General features: G+C 67.4%; 23 protein-coding genes. 8 read left to right on the top strand and 15 right to left on the bottom strand.

Going from position 1 to position 23208, the window contains the following annotated elements; translation table 11 throughout:
* Nucleotides 1-348: 348 nt before the first annotated feature.
* Nucleotides 349-1560: an NADP-dependent isocitrate dehydrogenase gene (locus tag ACP2AH_RS19075; RefSeq protein WP_425107255.1), complete on the bottom strand. Its 1212-nt coding sequence runs from the start codon at nucleotides 1558-1560 to the stop codon at nucleotides 349-351.
* Nucleotides 1561-1847: 287 nt separating this feature from the next.
* On the opposite strand from ACP2AH_RS19075, the gene ACP2AH_RS19080 reads away from it, so the two are divergent.
* From ACP2AH_RS19080 to rpsD, 4 genes are all read left to right on the top strand, one after another.
* The gene (locus ACP2AH_RS19080) at nucleotides 1848-2684 is read left to right on the top strand and encodes an RNA methyltransferase (RefSeq protein ID WP_425107256.1); all 837 of its coding nucleotides are present in this window, start codon (nucleotides 1848-1850) and stop codon (nucleotides 2682-2684) included.
* A gap of 144 nt (nucleotides 2685-2828) precedes the next feature.
* Nucleotides 2829-3671 carry a glutamate racemase gene (murI, locus tag ACP2AH_RS19085; protein WP_425107257.1) on the top strand — a complete coding sequence of 281 codons (843 nt, stop codon included), beginning with the start codon at nucleotides 2829-2831 and terminating at the stop codon, nucleotides 3669-3671.
* A gap of 114 nt (nucleotides 3672-3785) precedes the next feature.
* Complete coding sequence (locus tag ACP2AH_RS19090) at nucleotides 3786-5051, top strand: lytic murein transglycosylase (protein WP_425107258.1); 1266 nt, start codon at nucleotides 3786-3788, stop codon at nucleotides 5049-5051.
* Between the two features lie 246 nt (nucleotides 5052-5297).
* Nucleotides 5298-5915: a 30S ribosomal protein S4 gene (gene rpsD, locus ACP2AH_RS19095; RefSeq protein ID WP_425107259.1), complete on the top strand. Its 618-nt coding sequence runs from the start codon at nucleotides 5298-5300 to the stop codon at nucleotides 5913-5915.
* A gap of 96 nt (nucleotides 5916-6011) precedes the next feature.
* On the opposite strand, the gene ACP2AH_RS19100 is transcribed toward rpsD, so the two are convergent.
* The 7 genes from ACP2AH_RS19100 to purC form a co-directional block, all read right to left on the bottom strand.
* Nucleotides 6012-6455: a contact-dependent growth inhibition system immunity protein gene (locus ACP2AH_RS19100; RefSeq protein WP_425107260.1), complete on the bottom strand. Its 444-nt coding sequence runs from the start codon at nucleotides 6453-6455 to the stop codon at nucleotides 6012-6014.
* 255 nt (nucleotides 6456-6710) lie between these two features.
* Complete coding sequence (grxD, locus tag ACP2AH_RS19105; RefSeq protein WP_307018437.1) at nucleotides 6711-7049, bottom strand: Grx4 family monothiol glutaredoxin; 339 nt, start codon at nucleotides 7047-7049, stop codon at nucleotides 6711-6713.
* A 72-nt stretch (nucleotides 7050-7121) separates the two neighbouring features.
* The gene (locus ACP2AH_RS19110) at nucleotides 7122-7355 is read right to left on the bottom strand and encodes a BolA family protein (protein WP_244376087.1); all 234 of its coding nucleotides are present in this window, start codon (nucleotides 7353-7355) and stop codon (nucleotides 7122-7124) included.
* 13 nt (nucleotides 7356-7368) lie between these two features.
* Nucleotides 7369-9582, bottom strand: coding sequence for a phosphoribosylformylglycinamidine synthase subunit PurL (gene purL / locus ACP2AH_RS19115; protein ID WP_425107261.1), 2214 nt, complete (start codon nucleotides 9580-9582; stop codon nucleotides 7369-7371).
* Between the two features lie 50 nt (nucleotides 9583-9632).
* The gene (purQ, locus tag ACP2AH_RS19120; RefSeq protein WP_421700470.1) at nucleotides 9633-10331 is read right to left on the bottom strand and encodes a phosphoribosylformylglycinamidine synthase subunit PurQ; all 699 of its coding nucleotides are present in this window, start codon (nucleotides 10329-10331) and stop codon (nucleotides 9633-9635) included.
* A 5-nt stretch (nucleotides 10332-10336) separates the two neighbouring features.
* Entirely contained in the window at nucleotides 10337-10579 is a 243-nt protein-coding gene (gene purS / locus ACP2AH_RS19125; RefSeq protein ID WP_425107262.1) for a phosphoribosylformylglycinamidine synthase subunit PurS, read from the bottom strand.
* A gap of 150 nt (nucleotides 10580-10729) precedes the next feature.
* Complete coding sequence (gene purC, locus ACP2AH_RS19130) at nucleotides 10730-11539, bottom strand: phosphoribosylaminoimidazolesuccinocarboxamide synthase (protein ID WP_307018429.1); 810 nt, start codon at nucleotides 11537-11539, stop codon at nucleotides 10730-10732.
* Between the two features lie 311 nt (nucleotides 11540-11850).
* Here purC and ACP2AH_RS19135 point away from each other — a divergent pair, with 311 nt between their 5' ends.
* Entirely contained in the window at nucleotides 11851-12174 is a 324-nt protein-coding gene (locus tag ACP2AH_RS19135; RefSeq protein ID WP_425107263.1) for a DUF1476 domain-containing protein, read from the top strand.
* A 212-nt stretch (nucleotides 12175-12386) separates the two neighbouring features.
* Complete coding sequence (locus ACP2AH_RS19140) at nucleotides 12387-13082, top strand: SH3 domain-containing protein (RefSeq protein WP_425107264.1); 696 nt, start codon at nucleotides 12387-12389, stop codon at nucleotides 13080-13082.
* Between the two features lie 64 nt (nucleotides 13083-13146).
* Here the strand turns inward: ACP2AH_RS19140 and purB are convergent, their stop codons facing one another.
* Nucleotides 13147-14454 (bottom strand): adenylosuccinate lyase, encoded by a 1308-nt coding sequence (purB, locus tag ACP2AH_RS19145; protein WP_425107265.1) that lies wholly within the window; start codon nucleotides 14452-14454, stop codon nucleotides 13147-13149.
* A 106-nt stretch (nucleotides 14455-14560) separates the two neighbouring features.
* Between purB and ACP2AH_RS19150 the strand changes: the two genes are divergently transcribed.
* Nucleotides 14561-15190 (top strand): N-acetylmuramoyl-L-alanine amidase, encoded by a 630-nt coding sequence (locus ACP2AH_RS19150; RefSeq protein WP_425107266.1) that lies wholly within the window; start codon nucleotides 14561-14563, stop codon nucleotides 15188-15190.
* Between the two features lie 4 nt (nucleotides 15191-15194).
* Here ACP2AH_RS19150 and rpe read toward each other — a convergent pair whose 3' ends face one another.
* Nucleotides 15195-15881 (bottom strand): ribulose-phosphate 3-epimerase, encoded by a 687-nt coding sequence (gene rpe / locus ACP2AH_RS19155; protein ID WP_425107267.1) that lies wholly within the window; start codon nucleotides 15879-15881, stop codon nucleotides 15195-15197.
* A 78-nt stretch (nucleotides 15882-15959) separates the two neighbouring features.
* Entirely contained in the window at nucleotides 15960-18125 is a 2166-nt protein-coding gene (locus ACP2AH_RS19160) for an inverse autotransporter beta domain-containing protein (RefSeq protein ID WP_425107268.1), read from the bottom strand.
* A 289-nt stretch (nucleotides 18126-18414) separates the two neighbouring features.
* Here ACP2AH_RS19160 and ACP2AH_RS19165 point away from each other — a divergent pair, with 289 nt between their 5' ends.
* The gene (locus ACP2AH_RS19165; protein WP_425107269.1) at nucleotides 18415-18798 is read left to right on the top strand and encodes a hypothetical protein; all 384 of its coding nucleotides are present in this window, start codon (nucleotides 18415-18417) and stop codon (nucleotides 18796-18798) included.
* Nucleotides 18799-19065: 267 nt separating this feature from the next.
* On the opposite strand, the gene ACP2AH_RS19170 is transcribed toward ACP2AH_RS19165, so the two are convergent.
* From ACP2AH_RS19170 to ACP2AH_RS19185, 4 genes are all read right to left on the bottom strand, one after another.
* A complete protein-coding gene (locus tag ACP2AH_RS19170; RefSeq protein ID WP_425107270.1) occupies nucleotides 19066-19920 on the bottom strand; it encodes a glycine betaine ABC transporter substrate-binding protein in 855 nt (284 codons plus the stop codon).
* Nucleotides 19921-19990: 70 nt separating this feature from the next.
* The gene (locus ACP2AH_RS19175) at nucleotides 19991-20845 is read right to left on the bottom strand and encodes an ABC transporter permease (protein WP_425107271.1); all 855 of its coding nucleotides are present in this window, start codon (nucleotides 20843-20845) and stop codon (nucleotides 19991-19993) included.
* Nucleotides 20846-20857: 12 nt separating this feature from the next.
* Nucleotides 20858-22057 carry a quaternary amine ABC transporter ATP-binding protein gene (locus tag ACP2AH_RS19180; RefSeq protein ID WP_425107272.1) on the bottom strand — a complete coding sequence of 400 codons (1200 nt, stop codon included), beginning with the start codon at nucleotides 22055-22057 and terminating at the stop codon, nucleotides 20858-20860.
* Between the two features lie 127 nt (nucleotides 22058-22184).
* Nucleotides 22185-23177 carry a P1 family peptidase gene (locus ACP2AH_RS19185; protein ID WP_425107273.1) on the bottom strand — a complete coding sequence of 331 codons (993 nt, stop codon included), beginning with the start codon at nucleotides 23175-23177 and terminating at the stop codon, nucleotides 22185-22187.
* Nucleotides 23178-23208: the final 31 nt, after the last annotated feature.

The following is a 23208-nucleotide window of genomic DNA, read 5'->3' on the forward strand; positions in this document are numbered from 1 at the left end:
AAGCCAGCCACTCAACGTACCCCGCACTGTTTTTCGGCTTCGACCGCGGGCGAATTCGCCTCACGGCCGCGCATAATTGGGTACCGTTCTACGCTGCCCAGCGCGGAATGTGCAACGAATGCCAACAGTTGAGGGTGTCGATTTTTGTGTGTTTCCATCCGATCCTGTGGGCCGCTTGGGGGCTCAACAATCGGAGGTATTCGGGTGGTGCGAACGGCTCGCTTAACGGCTAAGCGGCGGTCGGCGCTCTGGTATTAAAGGCGAGGGTGGCCGCTGGGCGGGTCTCCTGCCCCGTTGCGGCGCGGCAAGGAGCCCCGGGGCGCGGAGCGCCCCGGGGGGGTGGAAAACTCAGGCGAGCGCCTTTCCGAGATTCTCGGAGATCTTGTCGAGAAAGCCGGTGGTGGAGAGCCACTTCTGGTCGGCGCCGACCAGCAAAGCGAGGTCCTTGGTCATGTAGCCGCTCTCGACCGTGTCGACGCAGACCTTCTCCAGCGTTGTGCAGAAGGTGGCGAGTTCGGCATTGTCGTCGAGCTTGGCGCGATGGGCGAGGCCGCGCGTCCAGGCGAAGATCGAGGCGATGGAGTTGGTCGAGGTCTCCTTGCCCTTCTGGTGCTCGCGATAATGGCGCGTCACCGTGCCATGGGCGGCTTCCGCTTCCACCGTCTTGCCGTCCGGCGTCATCAGCACCGAGGTCATCAGGCCGAGCGAGCCGAAGCCCTGCGCCACGATGTCGGACTGCACATCGCCATCATAGTTCTTGCACGCCCAGACATAGCCGCCGGACCATTTCAGCGCCGAGGCCACCATGTCGTCGATCAGGCGGTGCTCGTACCAGATCTTGTGCTTCTCGAATTCGGTCTTGAACTCGGCGTCGTAGATCTCCTGGAAGATCTGGCGGAAGCGGCCGTCATACTGCTTGAGGATGGTGTCCTTGGTGGACAGGTACACCGGGTACTTCCGCATCAGGCCGTAATTGAGCGAGGCGCGGGCGAACTCGGCGATCGACTCGTCGATATTGTACATCGACAGCGCGACGCCGGCGCCCGGGTACTTATAGACCTCGTGCTCGATCACCTGCCCATCGTCGCCGACGAACTTGATGCTCAGCGTGCCCTTGCCGGGAACGAGGAAGTCGGTGGCGCGGTACTGGTCGCCGAAGGCATGGCGGCCGACGATGATCGGCTGGGTCCAACCCGGCACGAGGCGCGGCACGTTCTTGCAGATGATCGGCTCGCGGAAGATCACCCCGCCGAGGATGTTGCGGATGGTGCCGTTGGGCGAGCGCCACATCTTGGTGAGGTTGTATTCGGTCATGCGGCCGGCATCGGGGGTGATGGTGGCGCATTTCACGCCCACGCCCACGCGCTTGATAGCCTCGGCGGCGTCGATGGTGACCTGATCGCCCGTCGCGTCGCGATTGGGCAGGCCGAGATCGTAATATTCGAGCGGCACATCCAGATAAGGATGGATGAGCTTGTCCTTGATGTACTGCCAGATGATCCGGGTCATCTCGTCGCCGTCGAGCTCGACGACCGGATTCGCCACCTTGATCTTCGCCATGAAATAGCACCTCGCACGGAAATCGTTGTCGGAGGGGTCGCGGCGCGTGTCCGCGCGGGCAGACGCCGGATGGGCGGGTGATACCCCGCCGGGCCCCCAAGGGAAAGCAGGGACCGGGCCAATTTCCGGCAAATCTGCCGCGCCGGCGGCCCTTTATCCTCCGAGACAGCTGGCATCTGGTATGCCGTGCGGCAGATACATAGTGAAAGCCGCTTGCCGCTTCGCAAGCGGGCCCGGCGCCGCTATAGGAGCGCAGCTTTCAAAAGGCGAAGCAGCGGGGAGACACGATGTCCGGCGCCGGCACCGATAGCACCAAGCCCTGGCCGGAAAACGGGCCGGTGGTGATTCTGGTCGAGCCGCAGCTCGGCGAGAATATCGGCTCCGCCGTGCGCGCCATGGGCAATTTCGGCCTGACGCGGCTGCGCATCGTCAATCCGCGCGAGGGCTGGCCCAACCCGAAGGCGGTCACATTCGCTTCCGGCGCCGACCGCATCCTCGACAATGCCGAGATTTTCCCGGATCTGCGCGCGGCGCTGGCGGATCTCAATTTCGTCGCTGCCGCAACGGCGCGCGAGCGCGGCATGCAGAAGGCGGTGCTGGGCGCCGACGCCGTTGCGGTGGAAACCGCCTCCCGCATCGCCGGCGGCGAGCGGGTGGGGCTGGTGTTCGGGCGCGAGCGCACGGGGCTCTACACGGAAGAAGTCTCGCTCGCCGATGTCATTCTCACCTTGCCGGTCAATCCCGCCTTCGCCTCGCTCAATCTCGGCATGGCGGTGGCGGTCGTGGCCTATGAATGGTTCAAGCTGGCCTCGGGCGGCGCGCTTCCCTTCCAGCAGCCGGACCGCTACCCCATCGCCGACAAGGCCGACCTTCTCGCCTTCTTCGACCATGTGGAGCGCGAGCTGGATGAGGCGCTGTTCTTCCGCTCGCCGGAAAAGAAGCCGGTGACGATCCGCAACATCCGCAACATCTTCCATCGCGTCGGGCTGACGCGGCAGGATGTGGCCACGCTGCACGGCATGGTGGCGGCGCTGGTGGAGGGCAGGCGGGTGCGCGAGGCGCGCACCGCCGCACGGCTGGAGGGGCGGACCGGCGTGCCGGAGGAGGGCGCAGGCGAAAACTGAGCCGGGTGCAACGAAGCGTTCACCAAGATGCGCCACAATGATGCCTGGGATGGAGGACATCAGATGCGTATCGAGGCTTCTCCCGTAACCGTTGCCGGCCTACGCGGCGTCTCGCCACCTGCTTCGTCCACCGGGACTGTTGCCGTGTCGTCCTTGCCGCCTGCCACCGCTCTGCGCGCGCCGACCATACTCGTGTTCGATTCCGGGCTCGGGGGCCTCTCCGTGTTTCGCGAACTCGCCCGCGCCCGGCCGGATGCCCGCTTCGTCTATGCCGCCGACGATGCCGCCTTTCCCTATGGCGCGCTGAGCGAGACGGCGCTGGTCGCCCGGGTGATGGCGGTGATGGAGCATCTCATCGCCCGCCACGCCCCCGACGCGGTGGTCATCGCCTGCAACACCGCCTCCACGCTGGTGCTGGCGCCGCTGCGGGCGCGCTTCGACCTCCCCTTCGTCGGCACCGTGCCGGCGATCAAGCCGGCCTGCGAAAGCTCGCTGACGCGGCAGGTGAGCGTGCTGGCGACGCCCGGCACGGTGCGGCGCGACTACACGCAGAAGCTGATCCAGGATTTCGCCGGCGACTGCCAGGTGACGCTCGTGGGCTCCACCCGGTTGGCGCCGCTGGCCGAAGCGGCGATGCGCGGCGAGGGCGTGAGCGACGCGGAGATCGCTGCTGAGATCGCGCCCGCCTTCGTGCGCGAGGGCCGTGCGCGGACGGACACGGTGGTGCTTGCCTGCACCCATTATCCGCTGCTGCTCGACCGGCTGCAGCACGTGGCGCCGTGGCCGGTGCGCTGGATCGACCCCGCCCCGGCGATCGCCCGGCGCCTGTCCTCGCTGATCGGCCCCGTCGCCTTCGCCGCCAGCCCGGCACCGCTGCGGCTGTTCTCCACCGGAGAACGGCTCGACGCGGGGATGGTGGAGCGCATCGTCGGGCGTCGCGCCCGGGCCGGCGAAATCCTGGCCATGGACGCGCCCGCGCCCGCATGATCCACTGCGCGGTATCCCGTTGTGCGGGGGGCATGGCGCGGGCGTTCTCTGAACAGGGTGCCTTGCCGGCGCCGCGATCCCTGCCCAACATGCCGCAACGGCAGGAGCATTGACGTGACGCGCGACCTTTCCACCGCCCCGCTGCGGGCACGGCCCAGCAGCCGGCGGGCCTTCCTTCTCGGCGCCGGGGCCAGCCTTGGGGCGTTCGCCCTTGCGGGCGGGGTGCAGGCGCAGGTGGCGAAGGAGCGGTTCGAGGCGTGGGTGGTGACCTTCCAGCCGCGCGCCCGCGCCAAGGGCATTTCCGATTCGGTGTATGAGCGGGTGATGGGCGGGCTGCAGCCCGACCTCTCCGTCTACGCCAAGGACAGCGGCCAGCCGGAATTCCGCGAGCAGCTCTGGCAATATCTCAACCGGCGGATATCCGACTGGCGGCTGATGACCGGCCGGGCGGCGGCAAAGAACAATGCCGCGCTGATGAAGCGCCTGCAAAAGGATTTCGGCGTCGAGCCGGATGTGCTCTTGGGCCTGTGGGGCATGGAGAGCGCCTTCGGCGAACTTGTCACCGATCCCGACCATATGAAGCCGGTGTTTCCCGCGCTCGCGGCGCTCGCCTGGGGTGAGCCGCGCCGGCGCAGCTATTGGGAGACCGAGCTCATCAACGGCCTCGCCATCGTCCAGCGCGGCTGGGCGAACCCGGACGACATGCTCGGCTCCTGGGCCGGGGCGATGGGTCATACCCAGTGGATGCCGGAAGTCTGGCTCAATCTCGGTGTCGATTACGACGGCGACGGCGCGCCCTCGCCCTACCGCGTGGCCGACGCGCTGGCGGGCTCCTCGCTCTACCTCATCAAGCGCGGCAACTATCAGCGCGGCCTGCCCTGGGGCTTCGAGGTGCGCATGGACGGCGTGCCCGAGAAATACGCCGACGCCAAGGCCTGGCGCGCGGTGGAGGAGTGGGCCAAGCTCGGCATTACCCCGGCCGGCGGCGGGCGCTTCGACCTTCCCAAGGCGCGGGCGCGGCTGTGGGCGCCGGTGGGGCCGGAAGGGCCGTGCTTCCTGCTGACGCAGAATTTCTACGCCGTGCGCAGCTATAACCCGTCGATGAACTACGCGCTCGCCGTCTGCCATCTCGGCGACCGGGTGCTGGGCGGCGATCCCTTCCTCACACCCTTCCCCGGCGGCGAGCGGGCGCTCACCCTCGCTGAAATCCAGGAAGTGCAGCGCCGGCTGACGCGGGCGGGATTCGACACCGGCGGCGCCGATGGCCGCGTCGGCAACATGACCATGCGCGCCGTGGCCGATTTCCAGCGCAAGATGGGGGTGGAGCCCGACGGCTATGCCAGCCTCGAGGTGCTGGCGGCGCTGCGGGGCGGGCGGTAAGCGCGTTTATCGCGTCCTCCCGTCTCGGTCGCGCCTTCCGGATGACGGAAGGACGACAGGAACTTGACCTTTCGGCCTTTTGTGCCTATGCACCCGGCCAAGCGCGGGGCTGGAAACGGCCCCGCGTGGTGTTTCACGCACCCGTGGGCCTTTCCGGCGCGTTCGGAAAGATCCTGTCGGCTCCCGAAATGGGGGTAGAGGAGGGGGCGCGATCCAAACCGCAACGATATGCGAGAGGACCTGCGCATGAGCAAGCGCGTTTCGGCCAAGCACAAGCTTGACCGCCGTATGGGCGAAAACATTTGGGGCCGCCCGAAGAGCCCCATCAACAAGCGTGAATACGGCCCCGGCCAGCACGGCCAGCGCCGCAAGGGCAAGCTTTCCGACTTCGGCGTGCAGCTGCGCGCCAAGCAGAAGCTGAAGGGCTATTACGGCTCGATCGGCGAGAAGCAGTTCTATTCGGTCTATGTCGAGGCCTCGCGTCTCAAGGGCGACACCGGCGCCAACCTGATCGGCCTGCTCGAGCGCCGTCTCGACGCGGTGATCTACCGCGCCAAATTCGTCCCGACCGTGTTCGCCGCCCGCCAGTTCGTCAGCCACGGCCACATCAAGGTCAATGGCCGCCGCGTCAACGTCCCGTCCTACCAGGTGAAGGTCGGCGACGTGATCGAGGTGAAGGAAGCCTCCCGCCAGCTCGTGCTGGTGCTGGAAGCCGTCGCCTCCGGCGAGCGCGACACCCCGGACTATCTCGAAGTCGATCACTCCAAGATGACGGCCAAGTTCGTCCGCATCCCGGAGCTCAACGAGGTGCCCTATCCGGTCGTGATGGAGCCGAACCTCGTGGTCGAATACTATTCGCGCTGATCCTTCCCCGGATCGCGAGAAACGGAAAAGCCGCCCGGTGGGGCGGCTTTTTTGTTGGGGTCGACGCCGCTCGGTTTCGGACCGAAGCCGGTAAAGCTATTTGTCGGCCATCTCGATCCACCCCTGTACGGCCGCAGCCGCTTCCTTTGGCAAGTCGGCCATGTCGGCGTCTCCAAGCGCGCGTGGGAGAATGTCGTTCAAGAGCTGGGCCTTTTCGGCCGGATGTTCGGCCCAGTAGGGGGCCGGAACGCGCACGACACTGGCCAGCAGATCGCCGGAATAGAGGCTGACACATCTCAAGGGTTCTTCCACAAGCAGGCTCAGGGCGAGAGGCACGAGCCAGGGAAGGCCGATGCCCTGGCCGATCACGAGCCTCAGTTCCTCCGGCGTCAATGTCCGCAATGGCTTGCGTCGGGCCGCGTGGCAGGTGGTCACGACATAGGAATTGAAGCCGGGCTCGCCCCACCGCTCGCCATCCAGCTCCTCCAGCGTGTAATCGAGCGGACCTTTTGAGCGCCGCTCCTTGCTGCTGCGCCCCATATGCCTCACCCCTTGATTGGCGACTGCTGCCGCTTTTGCCTAAGGTGGAGAAAGCGTCCAATGCAGGCAAATGGAAGCAGGCTCGTGAGCGGTCGCAACCTCCTCAATGAAGGTGGACGGCTCGCGCGACACAGCTTTCGGGTTGGATCAGCGCAAAAAGCCCCGCCACTCGAACACGAATGGCAGGGCTTTGCAATGTCTGGCCTTGGTCTGCCCGGCTGTCGGAAAGCTCCAGCCGCGGTAGAGCCGGGAGCCTCAGGCCGTCGCCTTGCCCATGACCGGGACGCCCTTCTCTTCCAGCAGGGTCTGCAATTCGCCGGACTGGTACATCTCGCGCACGATGTCGCAGCCGCCGATGAACTCGCCCTTGACGAAGACCTGCGGAATGGTCGGCCAGGAGGTATACTCCTTGATGCCATTGCGGATCTCGTCGGAGTCGAGGACGTTGATGCCCTTATAATCGACGCCGAGCAGGGCGAAGACCTGCGCCACCTGGCCGGAGAAGCCGCACATCGGGAATTGCGGCGTGCCCTTCATGAAGACGACGACGTCGTTGCTCTTCACCTGGCCGTCGATGAAATCGTGAATGCTCATCACATTGCCTTTCGCCCTTGCGGGCCTCGCGAGATGGTGTCGTGGCGGCGCGGCTCAGCGCGCCGGCCGCCTTCAGTCAGGTACATTGGTCTGAAGCGCGAGGGCGTGCAACACGCCGCCCATCTGGCCCTTCAGCGTCGCATAGACCATCTGATGCTGCTGCACCCGGCTCTTGCCGCGAAAGCTCTCGGCCACCACCGTCGCGGCATAGTGATTGCCGTCGCCGGCGAGATCGCGGATCTCCACCGAGGCGTCCGGCAGCCCTTCCTTGATGAGGCGCTCGATTTCCGCCGCTTCCATCGCCATCAGACAGGCTCCCTCACATCAAGCCCGCGCCCATATAGATGGGCAGCCAGGCCTCGTGCCGCTCGCGCAGCGCGTCCACTACAATTGGGCGCTCGCCCGCAATATTCAATCGGTCGCCGCCCGTGGTGCCAAGCTTGGCGAGCGGGATGCCGGCCAGCTCCGCCCGGCGCGCGACCAGCGCCTTGGCGCTGCCCTCGACGGTGACGATGTAGCGGGCCTGATCCTCGCCGAACCAGAAGGCGAAGGGGTTCATGTCAGGCGGCGGCGCGGCGAGGGTGGCGCCGATGCCCGATGCCAGCGCCATTTCCGCCAGCGCCACCAGCAGACCACCATCGGACACGTCGTGCACGGCGGTGACGAGCCCGTCAGCGATCAGCGCGCGCACCAGATCGCCGGTGCGGCGTTCCAGATCGAGATCGACCGGTGGCGGGGCGCCATCCTCGCGGTCGAGGATTTCCGAGAGGAAGGCGGACTGGCCGAGCCAGCCGGTGGTGGCGCCGAGGACCAGGATGGTCTCGCCGCCGGCCTTGAAGTCCAGCGTCGCCATCTTCTCGATGTCGTCGAGCAGGCCGACGCCGCCAATGGTCGGGGTCGGCAGGATGCCGCGGCCATTGGTTTCGTTGTACAGGCTGACATTGCCGGACACGACGGGGAAGTCGAGCGCCAGCGCCGCCGCGCCGATGCCGCGCAGGCAGCCGACCAGCTGGCCCATGATCTCCGGCTTTTCCGGATTGCCGAAATTGAGGTTGTCGGTCAGCGCCAGCGGCTTGGCGCCGACGGCGGTGATGTTGCGCCAGGCTTCCGCCACCGCCTGCTTGCCGCCCTCGAACGGGTCGGCCTCGCAATAGCGCGGGGTCACGTCGCAGCTCATGGCCAGCGCCTTGGGCCCGTTCTCCACCCGCACCACCGCCGCATCGCCGCCCGGGCGCTGCGCGGTGTTGTTGAGGATGAGATAGTCGTACTGCTCCCAGATCCAGCGCTTGGAGGCGAAATCGGGCGAGCCGATCAGCCGTTCCAGCGCGCCGGGAATAGTCGCGGTGATGTCGAGCGAGGCGGGGTCGATGCGCTGCTGCTTGGGCGTCTCCACCCAGGGGCGGTCATAGAGCGGGGCCTCGTCGCCCAGTTCCTTGATCGGCAGGTCGGCCTTGATCTCGCCCTTGTGCTTGACGACGAAGCGCAGCGTGTCGGTGGTGTAGCCGACAATGGCGAAGTCGAGGCCCCATTTGCGGAAGATGGCTTCCGCCTCGTCTTCCTTGCCCGGCGCGATGACCATGAGCATGCGCTCCTGGCTCTCGGACAGCATCATCTCATAGGCGCTCATGCCCGCCTCGCGGCAGGGCAGCTTGTCGAGGTCGAGTTCGATGCCGAGGTCGCCCTTGGCGCCCATTTCCACCGCCGAGCAGGTGAGGCCCGCGGCGCCCATGTCCTGAATGGCGACGACGCAGCCCGCCTCCATGATCTCAAGGCAGGCTTCGAGCAGCAGCTTTTCGGCGAAGGGGTCGCCAACCTGCACGGTCGGGCGCTTTTCTTCCGCGCCCTCGCCGAATTCGGCCGAGGCCATGGTGGCGCCGTGAATGCCGTCGCGGCCGGTCTTGGAGCCGAGATAGACCACGGGAAGGCCGACGCCGGTGGCCTTGGCGTAGAAGATCTTGTCGGCGTCGGCGAGGCCGACCGCCATGGCGTTGACGAGGTTGTTGCCGTCATAGCGGGTGTGGAAACCCACCAGACCGCCCACCGTCGGCACGCCGAAGGAATTGCCGTAGGAGCCGATGCCGCTCACCACGCCGGCGAGCAGATGCCGGGTGCGGGGGTGCTTGGGGTCGCCGAACCGTAGCGCGTTCAGCGCCGCGATCGGGCGGGCGCCCATGGTGAACACGTCGCGCAGAATGCCGCCGACCCCGGTCGCCGCGCCCTGGTGGGGCTCGATATAGGAGGGGTGGTTGTGGCTTTCCATCTTGAACACGGCGGCCTTGCCGTCGCCGATATCGATGACGCCGGCATTCTCGCCCGGGCCCTGGATCACCCACGGCGCCTTGGTCGGCAGGCCGCGCAGGTGCAGGCGGGAGGATTTGTACGAGCAGTGCTCGTTCCACATCGCCGAGAAGATGCCGAGCTCGGTGAAGGTCGGCTCGCGGCCGATCAGCTTTAGGATGCGCTCATACTCGTCGGGCTTGAGGCCGTGCTCGGCGACGAGTTCGGGAGTGATTTTCGGTTCGGAGGGGATCATGTGAAGGCCGTCATTCCGTTACGCGGTCGGGCAGGGCGGGGGAGGCGGGGTCACGCCTTCTCCAGCACCCCGACGAGGCTCTCGAACAAAGCGCGCCCGTCGGTCGGGCCGACCTGCGGGTCCACATGGTTTTCCGGGTGCGGCATCAGGCCGAGCACGTTGAGCTTCTCGGAGACGATGCCGGCGATGGAATTGGCGGCGCCGTTCAGCACCTGCGCGTCGTCGCGGTGGCCGTCGGGCATCACATAGCGGAACAGCACCCGGCCCTCATCCTCCAGCTTCTTCAGCGTGGTGGCGTCGGCGGTGTAGTTGCCCTCGCCATGGGCGACGGGGAAACGCACGACCGCGCCGCGCGCGTAGCGGCGGGTGAAGGGTGTGTCATTGCGCTCCACCTTCAGGAGCGCCTCGCGGCAGATGAAGCGCAGCCGGGCGTTGCGCACCAGCACGCCGGGCAGCAGCCCGCTCTCGCACAGGATCTGGAAGCCGTTGCAGATGCCGAGCACCAGCCCGCCGCGGGCGGCGTGGGCGCGCACCGCGTCCATGATGGCGGCGCGGGCGGCGATGGCGCCGCAGCGCAGATAGTCGCCATAGGAGAAGCCGCCCGGCAGCACGACGAGGTCGGTGCCGGCGGGCAGGGCGGTGTCGGCGTGCCAGACCAGGGCCGGCTTGACGCCCGAGACCAGTTCGAGCGCGCGCGCGACATCGCCCTCGCGATTGGAGCCGGGGAAAACGAGGACGGCGGCTTTCATCGTCGTCAGCCCACCAGCTCGATGCGGTAGGATTCGATCACCGTATTGGCGAGCAGCTTCTCGCAGGCGTCCTTCAGTGTCGCCTCGGCCTTGGCGGCATCGCTGGTTTCCAGCTCGACATCGAAGACCTTGCCCTGGCGGACGCTGGACACGCCGGGAACGCCGAGCGAGCGCAGGGCGCCCTCGATGGCCTTGCCCTGGGGGTCGAGCACGGCGGATTTCAGGGTGACGAGGACGCGCGCCTTCATGGATCACTCTCGGGGAGGTTCGTGCGACAGAAGCACCGAAAACAGAAACGGGGGCTTTGAGGCCCCCGCCTACCATCTGGCCGCGAACGGCTCAATGCTCGAATGCGGAATGGCTGACCCGAGGGCAGGACATTCCGCATCCGGCACGTTTCATTCGTCGGGTTCGGATTTCACCAGGACAGGGCCGCCCGGCTGGGCGCGCTCGTTCTCGGTCATGATGCCGAGACGGCGGGCGACCTCCGAATAGGCCTCCACCAGCCCCCCCATGTCGCGGCGGAAGCGGTCCTTGTCGAGCTTGTCGTTCGACTTGATGTCCCACAGCCGGCACGAATCCGGGCTGATCTCGTCGGCGACGACGATGCGCATCATGTCGCCTTCCCACAGGCGGCCGCATTCCATCTTGAAGTCCACGAGACGGATGCCGACGCCGAGGAAGAGGCCGGACAGGAAGTCGTTGACGCGGATCGCCAGGGCGATGATGTCGTCGATTTCCTGGGTGGTGGCCCAGCCGAAGGCGGTGATGTGCTCTTCCGAGACCAGCGGGTCGTTGAGCGCGTCGTTCTTGTAATAGAACTCGATGATCGAGCGCGGCAGCTGCGTGCCTTCCTCGATGCCGAGGCGGGTCGACAGCGAGCCGGCGGCAACATTGCGCACCACGACTTCGAGCGGGATGATCTCGACCTCGCGGATGAGCTGCTCGCGCATGTTCAGCCGCTTGATGAAATGCGTGGGGACCCCGATCTCGTTGAGTTTCAGGAACACATATTCCGAGATGCGGTTGTTCAGCACGCCTTTGCCGTCGATGACGTCGTGCTTCTTGTTGTTGAAGGCGGTGGCGTCGTCCTTGAAGTGCTGGATCAGGGTGCCGGGCTCAGGACCTTCATAAAGGACCTTCGCCTTACCTTCATAAATGCGGCGGCGGCGGCTCATGGGTGGGTACCGTCGGTTGAGGAAGTCCATTAGGATGCCGGGGCTCCGGTTCCGGGTTCACGGCTGGGGGCGCCGCGTCTGCGCGAACTCTCCGCGCTCTGACGATTCGTCTCGCATGGCGCGGGCACCCTCAAGCGCGACACTATCGCATCGGGGGGGCGGATACAAACGCCGCCGCATGCACGGCGCCGCATGGCGGCGCTTGCTGCGGGGCTATCCACCGCGCCGGCGCGGGCGAGCGTCACATTGCCCTAGGTAATGGTCGCGATGGTGCCGGGCGTTGATTTGGGGGCGGCGTCGCGATAATCAAGCCGCGCTTTCCAAAGACACGGGGCGACCAGATGAGCACGTTTGACAAGCGCGAAGACGCGTTCGAGGCGAAGTACGCCCACGACCAGAATCTGCGCTTCAAGGCGCTGGCGCGCCGCAACAAGGCGCTCGGCCTGTGGGCCGCCGAGAAGCTCGGCCTGGCCGGCGAGGAGGCGAACGCCTATGCCGGTTCCGTCATCGCCGCCGACCTCGAAGAGGCGGGCGACGAGGATGTCTACCGCAAGCTGAAGGGCGATTTCGATGCCAAGGGCGTCGATGTCTCCGAGCACCGCATCCGCCGCACCATGGAAGAGCTGCTGGCCGAGGCGATCGAGACGCTGAAGAAGGAAGGCTGAGCCCTTCCGCCTGCTGCGGGGCGGTGCCCGCCCAAGCGGGTCTCGCTGGCGGGGCATGCCTTTCCGCCCGCCGCCGATCCCGGCGGCGGAATCTGCGCTGTTTCCTCCGCTAGGTAATGCAACCAATTTCGCCGGATTTGATTGCTATCGAGGATGGATAGCGAGCGGGTCCGACGGAGATCTTTGCCGGACGCTCCCGCAGGGAGGTTCACATGCAAAAAATCATGAAGACGCTGGCGCTCGCCGCCAGCCTGCTTGTCGGAGGGGCGGCGCTGAGCGCGGCCTCGGCGGCGGTGGTGACGCGCGATCTCAACGTGCGCGCCGGTCCCGGCACCAATTTCCGCGTCATCGGCTCGCTGCCGGGCGGCACGCGGGTGAATGTGGGCGCCTGCCAAGGCAATTGGTGCCAGGCGGCGGGCGGCTGGGTCAGCGCCAGCTATCTCGCCGGCGGCAATCAGACGGTGATCGTCAACCCCAACACTTATGTCGCTGACGATGTCGCGCTCGGCGTCGGCGCCTTCGCGCTCGGCGCGGTGGCGGGCTCGGCCTGGGGGCCGGGCTGGGGTGGTGGCTATTACGGCCCCGGTCCCGGCTGGGGCTATTACGGTCCGGGCTGGCGCCCGCGTCCGGTGTGGTGGGGCCGTCCGGGCTGGGGTCCGCGCCCCGGCTGGGGTCCGCGTCCCGGTTGGGGTCCGCGTCCGGGTTGGAACGGCCCGCGTCCAGGCTGGGGTCCGCGTCCCGGTTGGGGTCCTCGTCCGGGTTGGGGTGGCCCGCGCCCGGGAATGGGGCCGCGTCCGGGCTGGGGCGGTCCGCGTCCCGGCATGGGGCCGCGTCCGGTCTTTGTGCGCGGTGGCGGCTTCGGTCCCGGCCCGCGCGGCTTCGGCGGCGGCGGTCGCGGCTGGCGCTGATCGACCTACACAGGCATGTGAAACGCGAGAGGCCGGGGAAACCCGGCCTCTTTTGCGTGTAGGGTCAGCTGCGGCCGAACACGCGCTGGAAGATCGTGTCGACATGCTTGAGGTGGTAGCCGAGATCGAATTTCTCGGCGATCTCCTCTTCCGACAGATACTGCCGCACCTCGGGGTCGGCATTCAGCAGCCTCTGGAACTCCCCCTCGCCGCGCCAGACGGGCATGGCGTTGCGCTGCACGAGGCGATAGGCGTCCTCGCGGCTGGCGCCCTTCTGGGTCAGCGCCAGCAGCACGCGCTGGGAATGCACCAGCCCGCCGAGGCGGTCGAGATTCCGCTGCATGTTCTCGGGATAGACCACCAGCTTCTCGATGACGCCGGCCAGCCGGTTCAGCGCGAAATCGAGGGTGACGGTGGCATCCGGGCCGATCATCCGCTCCACCGAGGAGTGGGAGATGTCCCGTTCATGCCAGAGCGCCACGTTTTCCAGCGCCGGCGTGACCATGCCGCGCACGAGGCGGGCGAGGCCGGTGATGTTCTCGGTCAGCACCGGGTTGCGCTTGTGCGGCATCGCCGATGAGCCCTTCTGGCCGGCGGAGAAGAATTCCTCCGCTTCCAGAACCTCGGTGCGCTGCAGATGGCGGATCTCGATCGCCACCCGCTCCATGGAGGAGGCGACGACGCCGAGCGCGGCGAAATAGGCGGCGTGGCGGTCGCGCGGGATGACCTGGGTGGAGACCGGCTCCACCGTCAGCCCCATCTTCGCCGCGACATGTTCCTCCACCCGGGGGTCGATCTGGGCGAAGGTGCCGACGGCGCCCGAGATGGCGCAGGTCGCCACTTCCTCGCGCGCGGCGACGAGGCGGGCGCGGTTGCGCTGGAACTCGGCATGGGCCTGGGCGAGCTTGAGCCCAAAGGTGGTCGGCTCGGCATGGATGCCGTGCGAGCGGCCGATGGTCGGGGTCAGCTTGTGCTCGAAGGCGCGGGCTTCCAGCGCCGCCAGCAGCCGGTCCACATCCTTGATCAGGATATCGGCAGCCCGCACCAGCTGCACCGACAGGCAGGTGTCGAGCACGTCCGACGAGGTCATGCCCTGATGGACGAAGCGCGCTTCCGGGCCGACGATCTCGGCGAGATGGGTGAGGAAGGCGATGACGTCGTGCTTGGTGACGGCCTCGATCTCGTCGATGCGCGCGACATCGAAAGTCGCGTCCTTTGCCATTTCCCAGATCTTCGCCGCCGCTTCCTTCGGCACCACGCCGATTTCCGCCAGCGCGTCGGTGGCGTGCGCCTCGATCTCGAACCAGATGCGGAAACGGGTCTGCGGCTCCCAGATGGCAGCCATTTCGGGGCGGGTGTAGCGCGGGATCACGGGCGGGCTCTTTCGTCGTGGCCGGGGGACAGGCGCGGCATTAGCAGGGCGCCGGATCGCACGCAACCAAGCGGCGTCGCCTAGGCATATACAACCTAATAGTGTAATGCTTCATGTCTCAACCAATGGGGGCTTCCATGGGCTTCGACGTGAAGGGACACAGGCTCCGTCGCGACGGCGAAAATGTGCGTTTCGTCGCCACACCGAACCAGGGCGGAAAGGTGCAGCCGCTCTATCTGATCATGCACTCGGGCCGACGGCGGCCGGGGCCATCAGCTGGCTGGCCAATCCCGCGGCGAAGGCATCGGCGCATCTGGTGATCGACCGCGACGGCACGGTCACGCAGATGGTGCCTTTCGACAGGGTGGCCTGGCATGCCGGCAAGTCGCGGTGGCAGGATCTCGAGGGCATGAACGCCTACTCGATCGGCATCGAGCTGGCGAATGCCGGCAAGCTGGAGAAGGTCGGCGGGAAGTGGGTGAACTGGTCAGGCAAGGCCGTGCCGGACGCGGAGGTGATGGAAGCCACCCACAAGCATGAAACCACGCCCGCCGGTTGGCACACCTATCCCCCGGCGCAGATCGAAGCGTCCATCGAGGTCGCGGCGGCGCTGAACGAGGCCTACCACTTCCTCGACGTGCTCGGGCACGAGGACGTGTCGCGGGGACGCAAGGTCGATCCCGGCCCGGCCTTTCCGATGCGGAGCTTCGAGTCCCGCGTGATGGGCCGCGCCTGAGCTCTCACACCAGCTCGCCGCGTGCCCGCAGCGCGGCGCTGCGGATGGCGTCGATATTGCCGGCATAAGCGTCGGCGCCGCCCTTGAACACGGCGGAGCCGGCGACCAGCGCGTTGGCGCCGGCCTTGATGCAGGCGGCGGCGGTGTCCTTGGTGACGCCGCCGTCGATCTCGATATGGATCGGCCGCTCGCCGACCATGGAAGCTAGCGTCGTCACCTTGTCCATGACCGAGGGGATGAAGGCCTGGCCGCCGAAGCCGGGATTGACCGTCATCACGATGATCACGTCGATGAGGTCGAGCACATGCTCGACCGCGTTGGCCGGGGTGGCGGGGTTGAGCGCGACGCCCGCCTTCTTGCCCAGCGCGCGGATCGCCTGCAGCGAGCGGTGCAGATGCGGCCCGGCCTCGGCATGGACGGTGATGTGGTCGGCGCCGGCCTTGGCGAAGGCCTCCAGATACGGGTCCGCCGGCGCGATCATCAGATGCACGTCGAAGGGCTTGGCGGAATAGGGCCGCACCGCCTTCACCACGTCAGGGCCGAAGGAAATGTTCGGGACGAAATGCCCGTCCATGACGTCGATATGGATCCAATCCGCGCCGGCGGCATCGACCGCGCGCACTTCCTCGCCGAAGCGGGCGAAGTCGCAGGCGAGGATGGAGGGGGAGAGGATCAGCGGACGGGTGGTCATGGTGGGGGCTCCGGCTGTGTGCCGGGGGCGTAGCATCACGGGGCCGGGGCGGCAATGCCGTCCCGGCCCGCGCGGGGCCTAAAGGCCGCAGCTGGCGGAGAGCGTGCCGGCCGGGACCGTGGCCCCGCCAATGGCGAAGACCTGCCCGCCGGTCTGGGTGAGCTTGGTGCCGGACCATTGACCGGCATCGGCCGAGCAGGGGGAGGAAACGTCGGTGGTGCCGATGTTGCCGGAAATGTCCTGGATCGGGCCGGAGACATAGACGGCGGAACTGCCGCTGGCGATCACCTCGACATCGGTGAAACTCACCCCGGTTACCGGCCCGCCGGCGAAGCCATAGGCGTCGCCATAGAAATAGACGCCATAGCTGCCGGGGTTGGAGATGGTGACATTGGTGAAGCGGATGTCGCTCGACGGGTTGAGGAAGATGCCGGCGCGGTAGGTGTCGGCGATGAAGGCATTGGACACCGCGATGTCGGTGGTCACGCCCGGCAGGTTGAAGGAGGAGGCGAACATCAGTGCGTTGATCCCGCCACGCAGGGTGAGATCGTCAAGCGTGGCATGTGCCGTCTTCTGCAGCACGATCAGGTCCATCGAGCGGGCCATGGCGGAATTGTCGATGCTGATGGAGCGCAGCGCGGCGCCATCGACGCCGACCAGCAGGATGCCCTCGCGCCGGCTGTTGACGATGGAGAGGTTCTCGACCGTCAGGTTGCCGCTCTGGCCGGTGATCACGTTCTCCCAGTCGATCTCCTCATAGCGGCTGCCGACGAAGAGGCCGTAGGTGACATTCTCCATCGCCACATTGCGCAGGGTGAGGTCTTCCACCGCCAGCGCGGCGATGCCGGCGTTGTGCACCACGTTCGGATCGAAGATCGACCATTCACAGTCCGTATTGCTCTCGCACAAGGCGAGGTCATGGATGCGGGTGGCGCTGATCGTGGCGCCGGAGACCGTGTCGAGCGCGATGCCGTGCTGGCTGGTGCCTGATATGTCGAGATCGCGCATCACGATGCCGGAGACGCCCTCCGCCACCACGCCGGAACGGCCGCCACGGATGGAAAGCGAGGCTACCGCGCTGCGGTCGCCGTCGAGCGAGACCACGTCGTCCAGCGGGTCGGTGCCGGTCAGCCGCGCCGCCGGCAGGGCGTTGCGGAACAGCGCGGTGCCGCCGCTCACCGCGCCGCGCACGGAAACCGCGCCGCCGCCGCCGAGCAGATACTGGCCCGCGCCGAGCGAGACGGCGGAATCGACATTGATCGCGCCGGAGGCCAGCGCCAGCGCGCCATTGCCCGCCTCGGCCAGCCGGGCATTGATGCTGCCGGCGTCGTCGCCGGCGCCGATGGCGACCACGCGGCCGGCGACCGCGCCGGTCTCCGTATAGACCGCGGCCTCCGCGGCGCCGGTGGCGCCGACATGCGTGCGGATGGCATCGGAGCGCTCGACCCGGCGATAGAGCGGGTCATAGGGCGCCTGGCCTGAGGTGTCGCCGAGCGGGACGCGCAGGCGGGCGAGGAAGATGCCCTGCGTGTCGTACTGCTCGTCATAGGTCAGGCCGGCAATGAGGGTGAGGCGCGAGCCGTTGCCGAAGGCCGGCAGGCCGGCGCGGGAAAGCTCGATGCGGGCGGAGACGCCCGGCACGTCCTCGACGCCCTCGCCCGTGTACCAGTAGCCGCCGGTAAACAGCTTGATCTGGGTGAGGTCCTCCGGGGAGAGGAAGGGCAGGCGGTAGCCGATTTCGCCGTTGAAACCCTTCATTGCGGTTTCCTCGCCGGCGCGGAACACCAGCCGCCCGGCCTCGATCAGCGCGGCATTGGCGCTGGCGAGCGCTGCCTCGATGTCGCCCACGGGGAGATAGCCGTTGGCGCGCAGTTCCCAATCCTGGCTCAGCGCCTCGACGCCGATCCCGATCTGGGTGAAGTCGTTGTCATAGGTGCTGTTGAGATAGTCGAAATAGCCGTTGACGCCGTAGACCCAGCCATTGTCGTGGCGGAAGCGGTAGCCGAGGCCGAGCGAGCCCTGCTCGATCTCCTGCTCGCTGCCGAAGCTGGCGCGGGCGTCGAGGAACAGCAGCCTGTCGCTGTCGCCCAGCATGGGCAGGAACAGGTCGAAGCTTCCGAAGGCTTCGTTTCCAACGCTGCCGAGCGTGGCTTCCACCGAAGCGGGGGACGGACCCCGCGGTTCGGCCATCGCCGGCAGACTCACCGTTGCCGCGACCATCACGGGAAATACGGCGCGTCTCATGTGCACTCTCCTGGGCAAGGTGCCGGGGGCATTTGCGCGCCCCGGCCCGGCCCGTGCGATAGCACCAATAATCGACATGCAGAACGACGAATGACTCTAAGTTATTGAAAATAAATGTAATTTCTAATTGTTCGTATTCTAATGAGGTCTATGGACGGTGCTTTTCCAGCGGCGGCGCGCGACCGTGCGGAACTCGCTTATTGCCGCAGGGGCAGAAAAGGCGTCCCATTACCGTCTCGAATCCACGGCGCGCGAGCCGGCGCCGGAGAGACCCTGAGGAGCGAATGTGATGATGAAGAAGAGCGTTCTTGCCAGCCTGGCGCTGCTGTCGAGCGTCGGCCTGCTCGGTACGGTGCAGGAAGCCAGCGCCTGGCGCGCGGCCGGCTGCGGCGCGCGTGGGTGTGGCGTTGCGTGGGGAGGTGCCTGGCGGAGCCCGGGTCATTATTACGGCCCCGGCCGCTATTACGGCCCGGTGCCGCGCGGCGGCGGCGTGGTCGTGGTCAATCCGCGTCCCTATTGGCCCCCGGGCGGCGCGGTCGCGGCCGGTGCCGCGCTCGGCTTCCTCACCGGCGTCGCCGCCGCGAACCTCGCCGGCCCGCCGCCGCAGCCGAATTATTGCTGGTTCTACACCAACCCGCAGCGCACCCAGGGCTTCTGGGAACCGTGCCCCTGAGCCCTGCCTGACAAAAAAGGGCGGCCGGAACGCGCCGGCCGCCCAAGGGGAGGCAAACCCGACCGGCACGACCCGGCCGGGCTCGTTCACGAGGGCGGGCGAGGGCCCGCGCACTCGTACCGACGCTCGCGCGTCGATCTCGTTGCGGCCGGCGCCGCGTGGCGCCGCGTTGTTCCTAAGCGGGCGCGTCGTGGCGCCCGCCTTGTTCCTAAAGCGGGCGCATCGTGGCGCCCGCTTCATCTGGGTTGGCGCGGCATCGCGCCGGGATCACTTCATCCAGGCGTCGACCTTGGCCTTGTTGGCGGCGACCCAGGCCTTGGCGGTGGCGGCGGGATCGGCGCCGGGCTTGTTGTTCTCGACCATCACCTTCTGCTCGTCGTCGAGCGTGAGGCTGAAATTGTCGAGGATCTTGTAGGCCTCCGGCGCCTCGGTCTTCAGCTTGGTGGAGACGATGGTGTTGACCGTCTCCTCGCCGCCGAACACGTTCTTGGGGTCGGCGAGATACTTCAGGTCCCACTCCGCGAACATCCAGTGCGGCGTCCAGGTGGTGACGATGATCGGCTCCTTCTTGGCGTAGGCGTCCTTGAGCGCGGCGACCATGGTGGCGTCCGAGCCCTCCACCAGCTTCACCTTCAGCCCGTAGTCCTTGATCGCCTTTTCCGAGGCCTTCATCAGCCCCGCGCCGGGATCGATGCCGATGACCTTGCCGCCGAACTTGGCGGGGTCCTTGTTGATGTCCTCGATCGAGGTGATGTCGACATAGGTCGGCACGGCCCAGCCAATCTTCGCGCCGGAGACGTTGGGGCCGAGATTGACCACCTTGTCCTTGAGCTTGGCGTAATAGGCCTCATGCGTCGCCGGCAGCCAGCCGGCCACCATCGCGTCCGCCTCGCCGCTCGCCACCGCCTGCCACATGGCGGCGCCGGAGAGCGGGACGAGCTTCACCTTGTAGCCGGCGTCTTCCAGCACCGTCTTGACGATGTTGGTGGCGACCACGGTGTCGGACCATTCGACATAGGCGAGGGTGAGGTCTTTCTTTTCCGCCTGCGCCGCGCCGACGGCAAGGCCGAGCGCGGTGGCGGCGATGGCCGCGGTCTTGAAGACGTTTCCGAGGAATGACATGTCGCTAGGCTCCACTCTAAAAAGGGGTGTTTGGGTCCGGAAGTCGTTCGCTGCTTCCGTTTGAGAAGGTTCAGCCCTGCTGGCGGTCGCGCCGCATGTGCCGGGCGATGTGCTGGGTGATGCGGTCGAGGATGACGGCCAGCACGACGATGGCGATGCCGGCCTGGAAGCCCTGGCCCGCCTCCAGCCGCTGGATCGCCCGCCACACCTCGCCGCCGAGCCCGCCGGCGCCGATCATCGCGGCGATGACGACCATGGACAGCGCCAGCATGATGGTCTGGTTGACACCGGCCATGATGGTGGGGATTGCGAGCGGCAGCTGGATCTTGAACAGCTTTTGCCAGCGGCTGGAGCCGAAGGCGTCCGCCGCCTCCACCAGCTCCGGCGGCGTCTGCAGGATGCCGAGCGCGGTGAGGCGGATGGTCGGCGGCATCGCGAAGACGATGGTGGCGAAGCAGGCCGACACCGCACCCAGCCCGAAGAACGGAATGGCGGGGATCAGATAGACGAAGCTCGGCATGGTCTGCATCATGTCGAGCGCCGGGCCGACAACGCGCCAGAACCGCTTGCTGAGCGCCGCCGCGACGCCGATCGGAATGCCGATAGCGAGGGCGAACAGGGTCGACACCAGCACCAGCACCAGCGATTGCAGCGTCGCCCGCCAAAGTTCGAGGTTCCACAGGAAGGCGAAGCCGAGCACGGTGCCGAGGGCGATGCGCCAGGTGGTGAGCCGCCACACCAGCAGGCCGCAGCCGAGGATGACCAGCCAGGGCGGCAGGCCGACGAGAAAATCGGTGGTCGATTCGATGGCGGTGCCGACCACGGCGCTGAGCGCGCGGGTGACGCCGGAGAAATGCTCCGTCGCCCAGTCCAGCGCGACATCGCACCATTCGGCGAGGGGGATGCGCGGTATCTCGAAGTTCATCCGTCCCTCCCGTCAGTGCGCCGTCTCGACCCGGCGCCGCGCCAGCGCGGCGACGAGGTCGGCATTGGCGATGACGCCGAACAATTCGCCGTCCGGCCCGGTGACCGCGATTTCGCCGCGCCCGGAGGCGAGGCGGGCCACCGCCTCATTCAGCGTGGCGGAGCGGGGCACGAAGGCATCGCGGTCGCTCAGCAGCAGGCGCAGCTCGGTGGTGCCGGCGCGGCTGAGGGTGTCGGCATCGACCGTGCCCTGGAACCGGCCCTGTTCGCACACCACGGTGACGACAGGTTCGCCGGACTGGGTCAGCACCGCCAGCGCCTCGGCCGCCGTGCTCTGCCAGGGGCGCACCGCGGCCGGGCGGCGCATGGCATCGCCGGCGGTAACGACGCCGAGCACGTCGATATGCTCGACGAAGCGGCGCACATAGTCGTCGGCGGGGTTGGCGAGGAAATCGGCGGCGGTGCCCTGCTGCACCACGCGCCCGTCCTTCATCAGCACGATCCGTCCGCCGAGCGCGATCGCCTCGTCGAGGTCGTGGCTGACGAAGACGATGGTCTTCTTCAGCCGCTTCTGCAGCGCCACGAGCTCCTGCTGCATGTCGCGGCGGATCAGCGGATCGAGGGCGCTGAACGCCTCGTCCATCAGCAGTACATCCGGGTCGAGCGCCAGCGCGCGGGCGAGGCCGGCGCGCTGCTGCATGCCGCCGGAGAGTTGCGAGGGAAAATGCTGGTCCCAGCCCTTCAGCCCCACCGTCTCGATGGCGGCGAGCGCCTTGTCGCGCCGGGCGGCCGGCGGCACGCCCTGCACTTCGAGCCCATATTCGACATTGCGCTGGATGGTGCGATGCGGGAACAGCGCGAATTGCTGGAACACCATGCCGAAGCGGGTGCGGCGCAGTTCCATCAGCTCGCGCTCGCCCAGTGCGGTGACGTCGGTGCTGTCGATGTGCACCGAGCCGGCGGTCGGCTCGATCAGCCGGTTGATGCAGCGCAGGCAGGTGGACTTGCCGGAGCCCGACAGCCCCATGACGACGAGGATCTCACCCTCGGCGACATCGAAGCTCACATCCTGCAGTCCGATTACCGCGCCGGTGGCCTTCTGCACCTCGGCGCGGCTCTGGCCGGCGCGCAGCAGCGGCAGTGCCCGGCCGGCCTCGTCGCCGAAGATTTTGGTAAGTCCCCGCACCCGGATGCGTGGTTGCGTCTCGTTCATGCGCCCCCCTCTTATTGAGGTGAGTGTCAGACGCATGGCAGCCATGCCGATTGGACAGATGCGACAAGCGGAGCGTCAAAGCCGACAGAGGCCCCGTGCTTATTGCGTGCGACGCAATAAGCCGGTGTCAGCCGCCGAAACGCTGCCGCCAGCTGGGAAGGGTATCCTGTTGCGGCAAGGGTTTAGCCTCGAACACCGCTCGGGCGCAGGCGCGGGCGAGGGTGCGCACCACGGCATCGCCAAGGAGGGCGAGGTCGAACACCGGGTCTTCCAGCGGGCGCCGGCCGGTGGCGGCGGCGAAGATGGTGTCGCCGTCGAGCGGGGTGTGCACTGGCCAGATGGCGTGGGCGTAGCCGTCATGCGCCATCACCGCCAGCCGCTTGCACTGCGCCTTGGTCAGTACGGCATCGGTGGCGACGATGGCGATGGTGGTGTTGGCGCCGGGCGGCAGCCCCTTCAGCGCCGGACGCACCGGCAAGGGTGGCAGCGGATGGGGCAGGCCGAGGCCGCCGAACTCGTCCTTCTGCTCGAAGGGGGCCGCCCAGAAATGCGGCCCGCCGGGGAAATTGGTGGCGCCGCAGGCGTTCACCGCCACCAGCGCCCCGACCGTGTGGCCGGTGGGGCAAATCATCGAGGCCGAGCCGAGGCCACCCTTGAGGTCCACCGTCGTCGCCCCGGTGCCGGCGCCCACCGTGCCGAGCGGGAAGTCGCGCCCGGCGGCGTTGGCGGCGGCATAGCCGAGATCGCGATAGGGCGGGAAGCGCCCCCAATTCTTGTCGCCGCCATTCAGCAGGTCGAACAGCACCGCGCCGGGCACGATCGGCACCCGGGCTGCGCCGACGGGGAAGCCGATGCCGCGCTCGGCCAGCGCCGCCGCCACCCCGCCCGCCGCATCCAGCCCGAAAGCGGAGCCGCCGGACAAGGTGAGGGCGTGGACGGCGCCCACGGTCTCGTCCGGCGCCAGCAGGTCGGTCTCGCGCGTGCCCGGCCCGCCGCCGCGCACATCGACCGAAGCGACGGTCGGCTCGTCGAACAGCAGCACGGTGACGCCGGAGGCGAGGGCGAGGTCGGTGGCGTTGCCGACGGTGAGGCCGGCGACATCGGTGATCAGGTTACGCATGCGCTCCTCGCTCGCGCCGCGTGGAATCGCG

Origin of the sequence: Ancylobacter sp. (genome assembly GCF_965249975.1) — a bacterium.
Classification (GTDB): Bacteria; Pseudomonadota; Alphaproteobacteria; order Rhizobiales; family Xanthobacteraceae; genus Ancylobacter.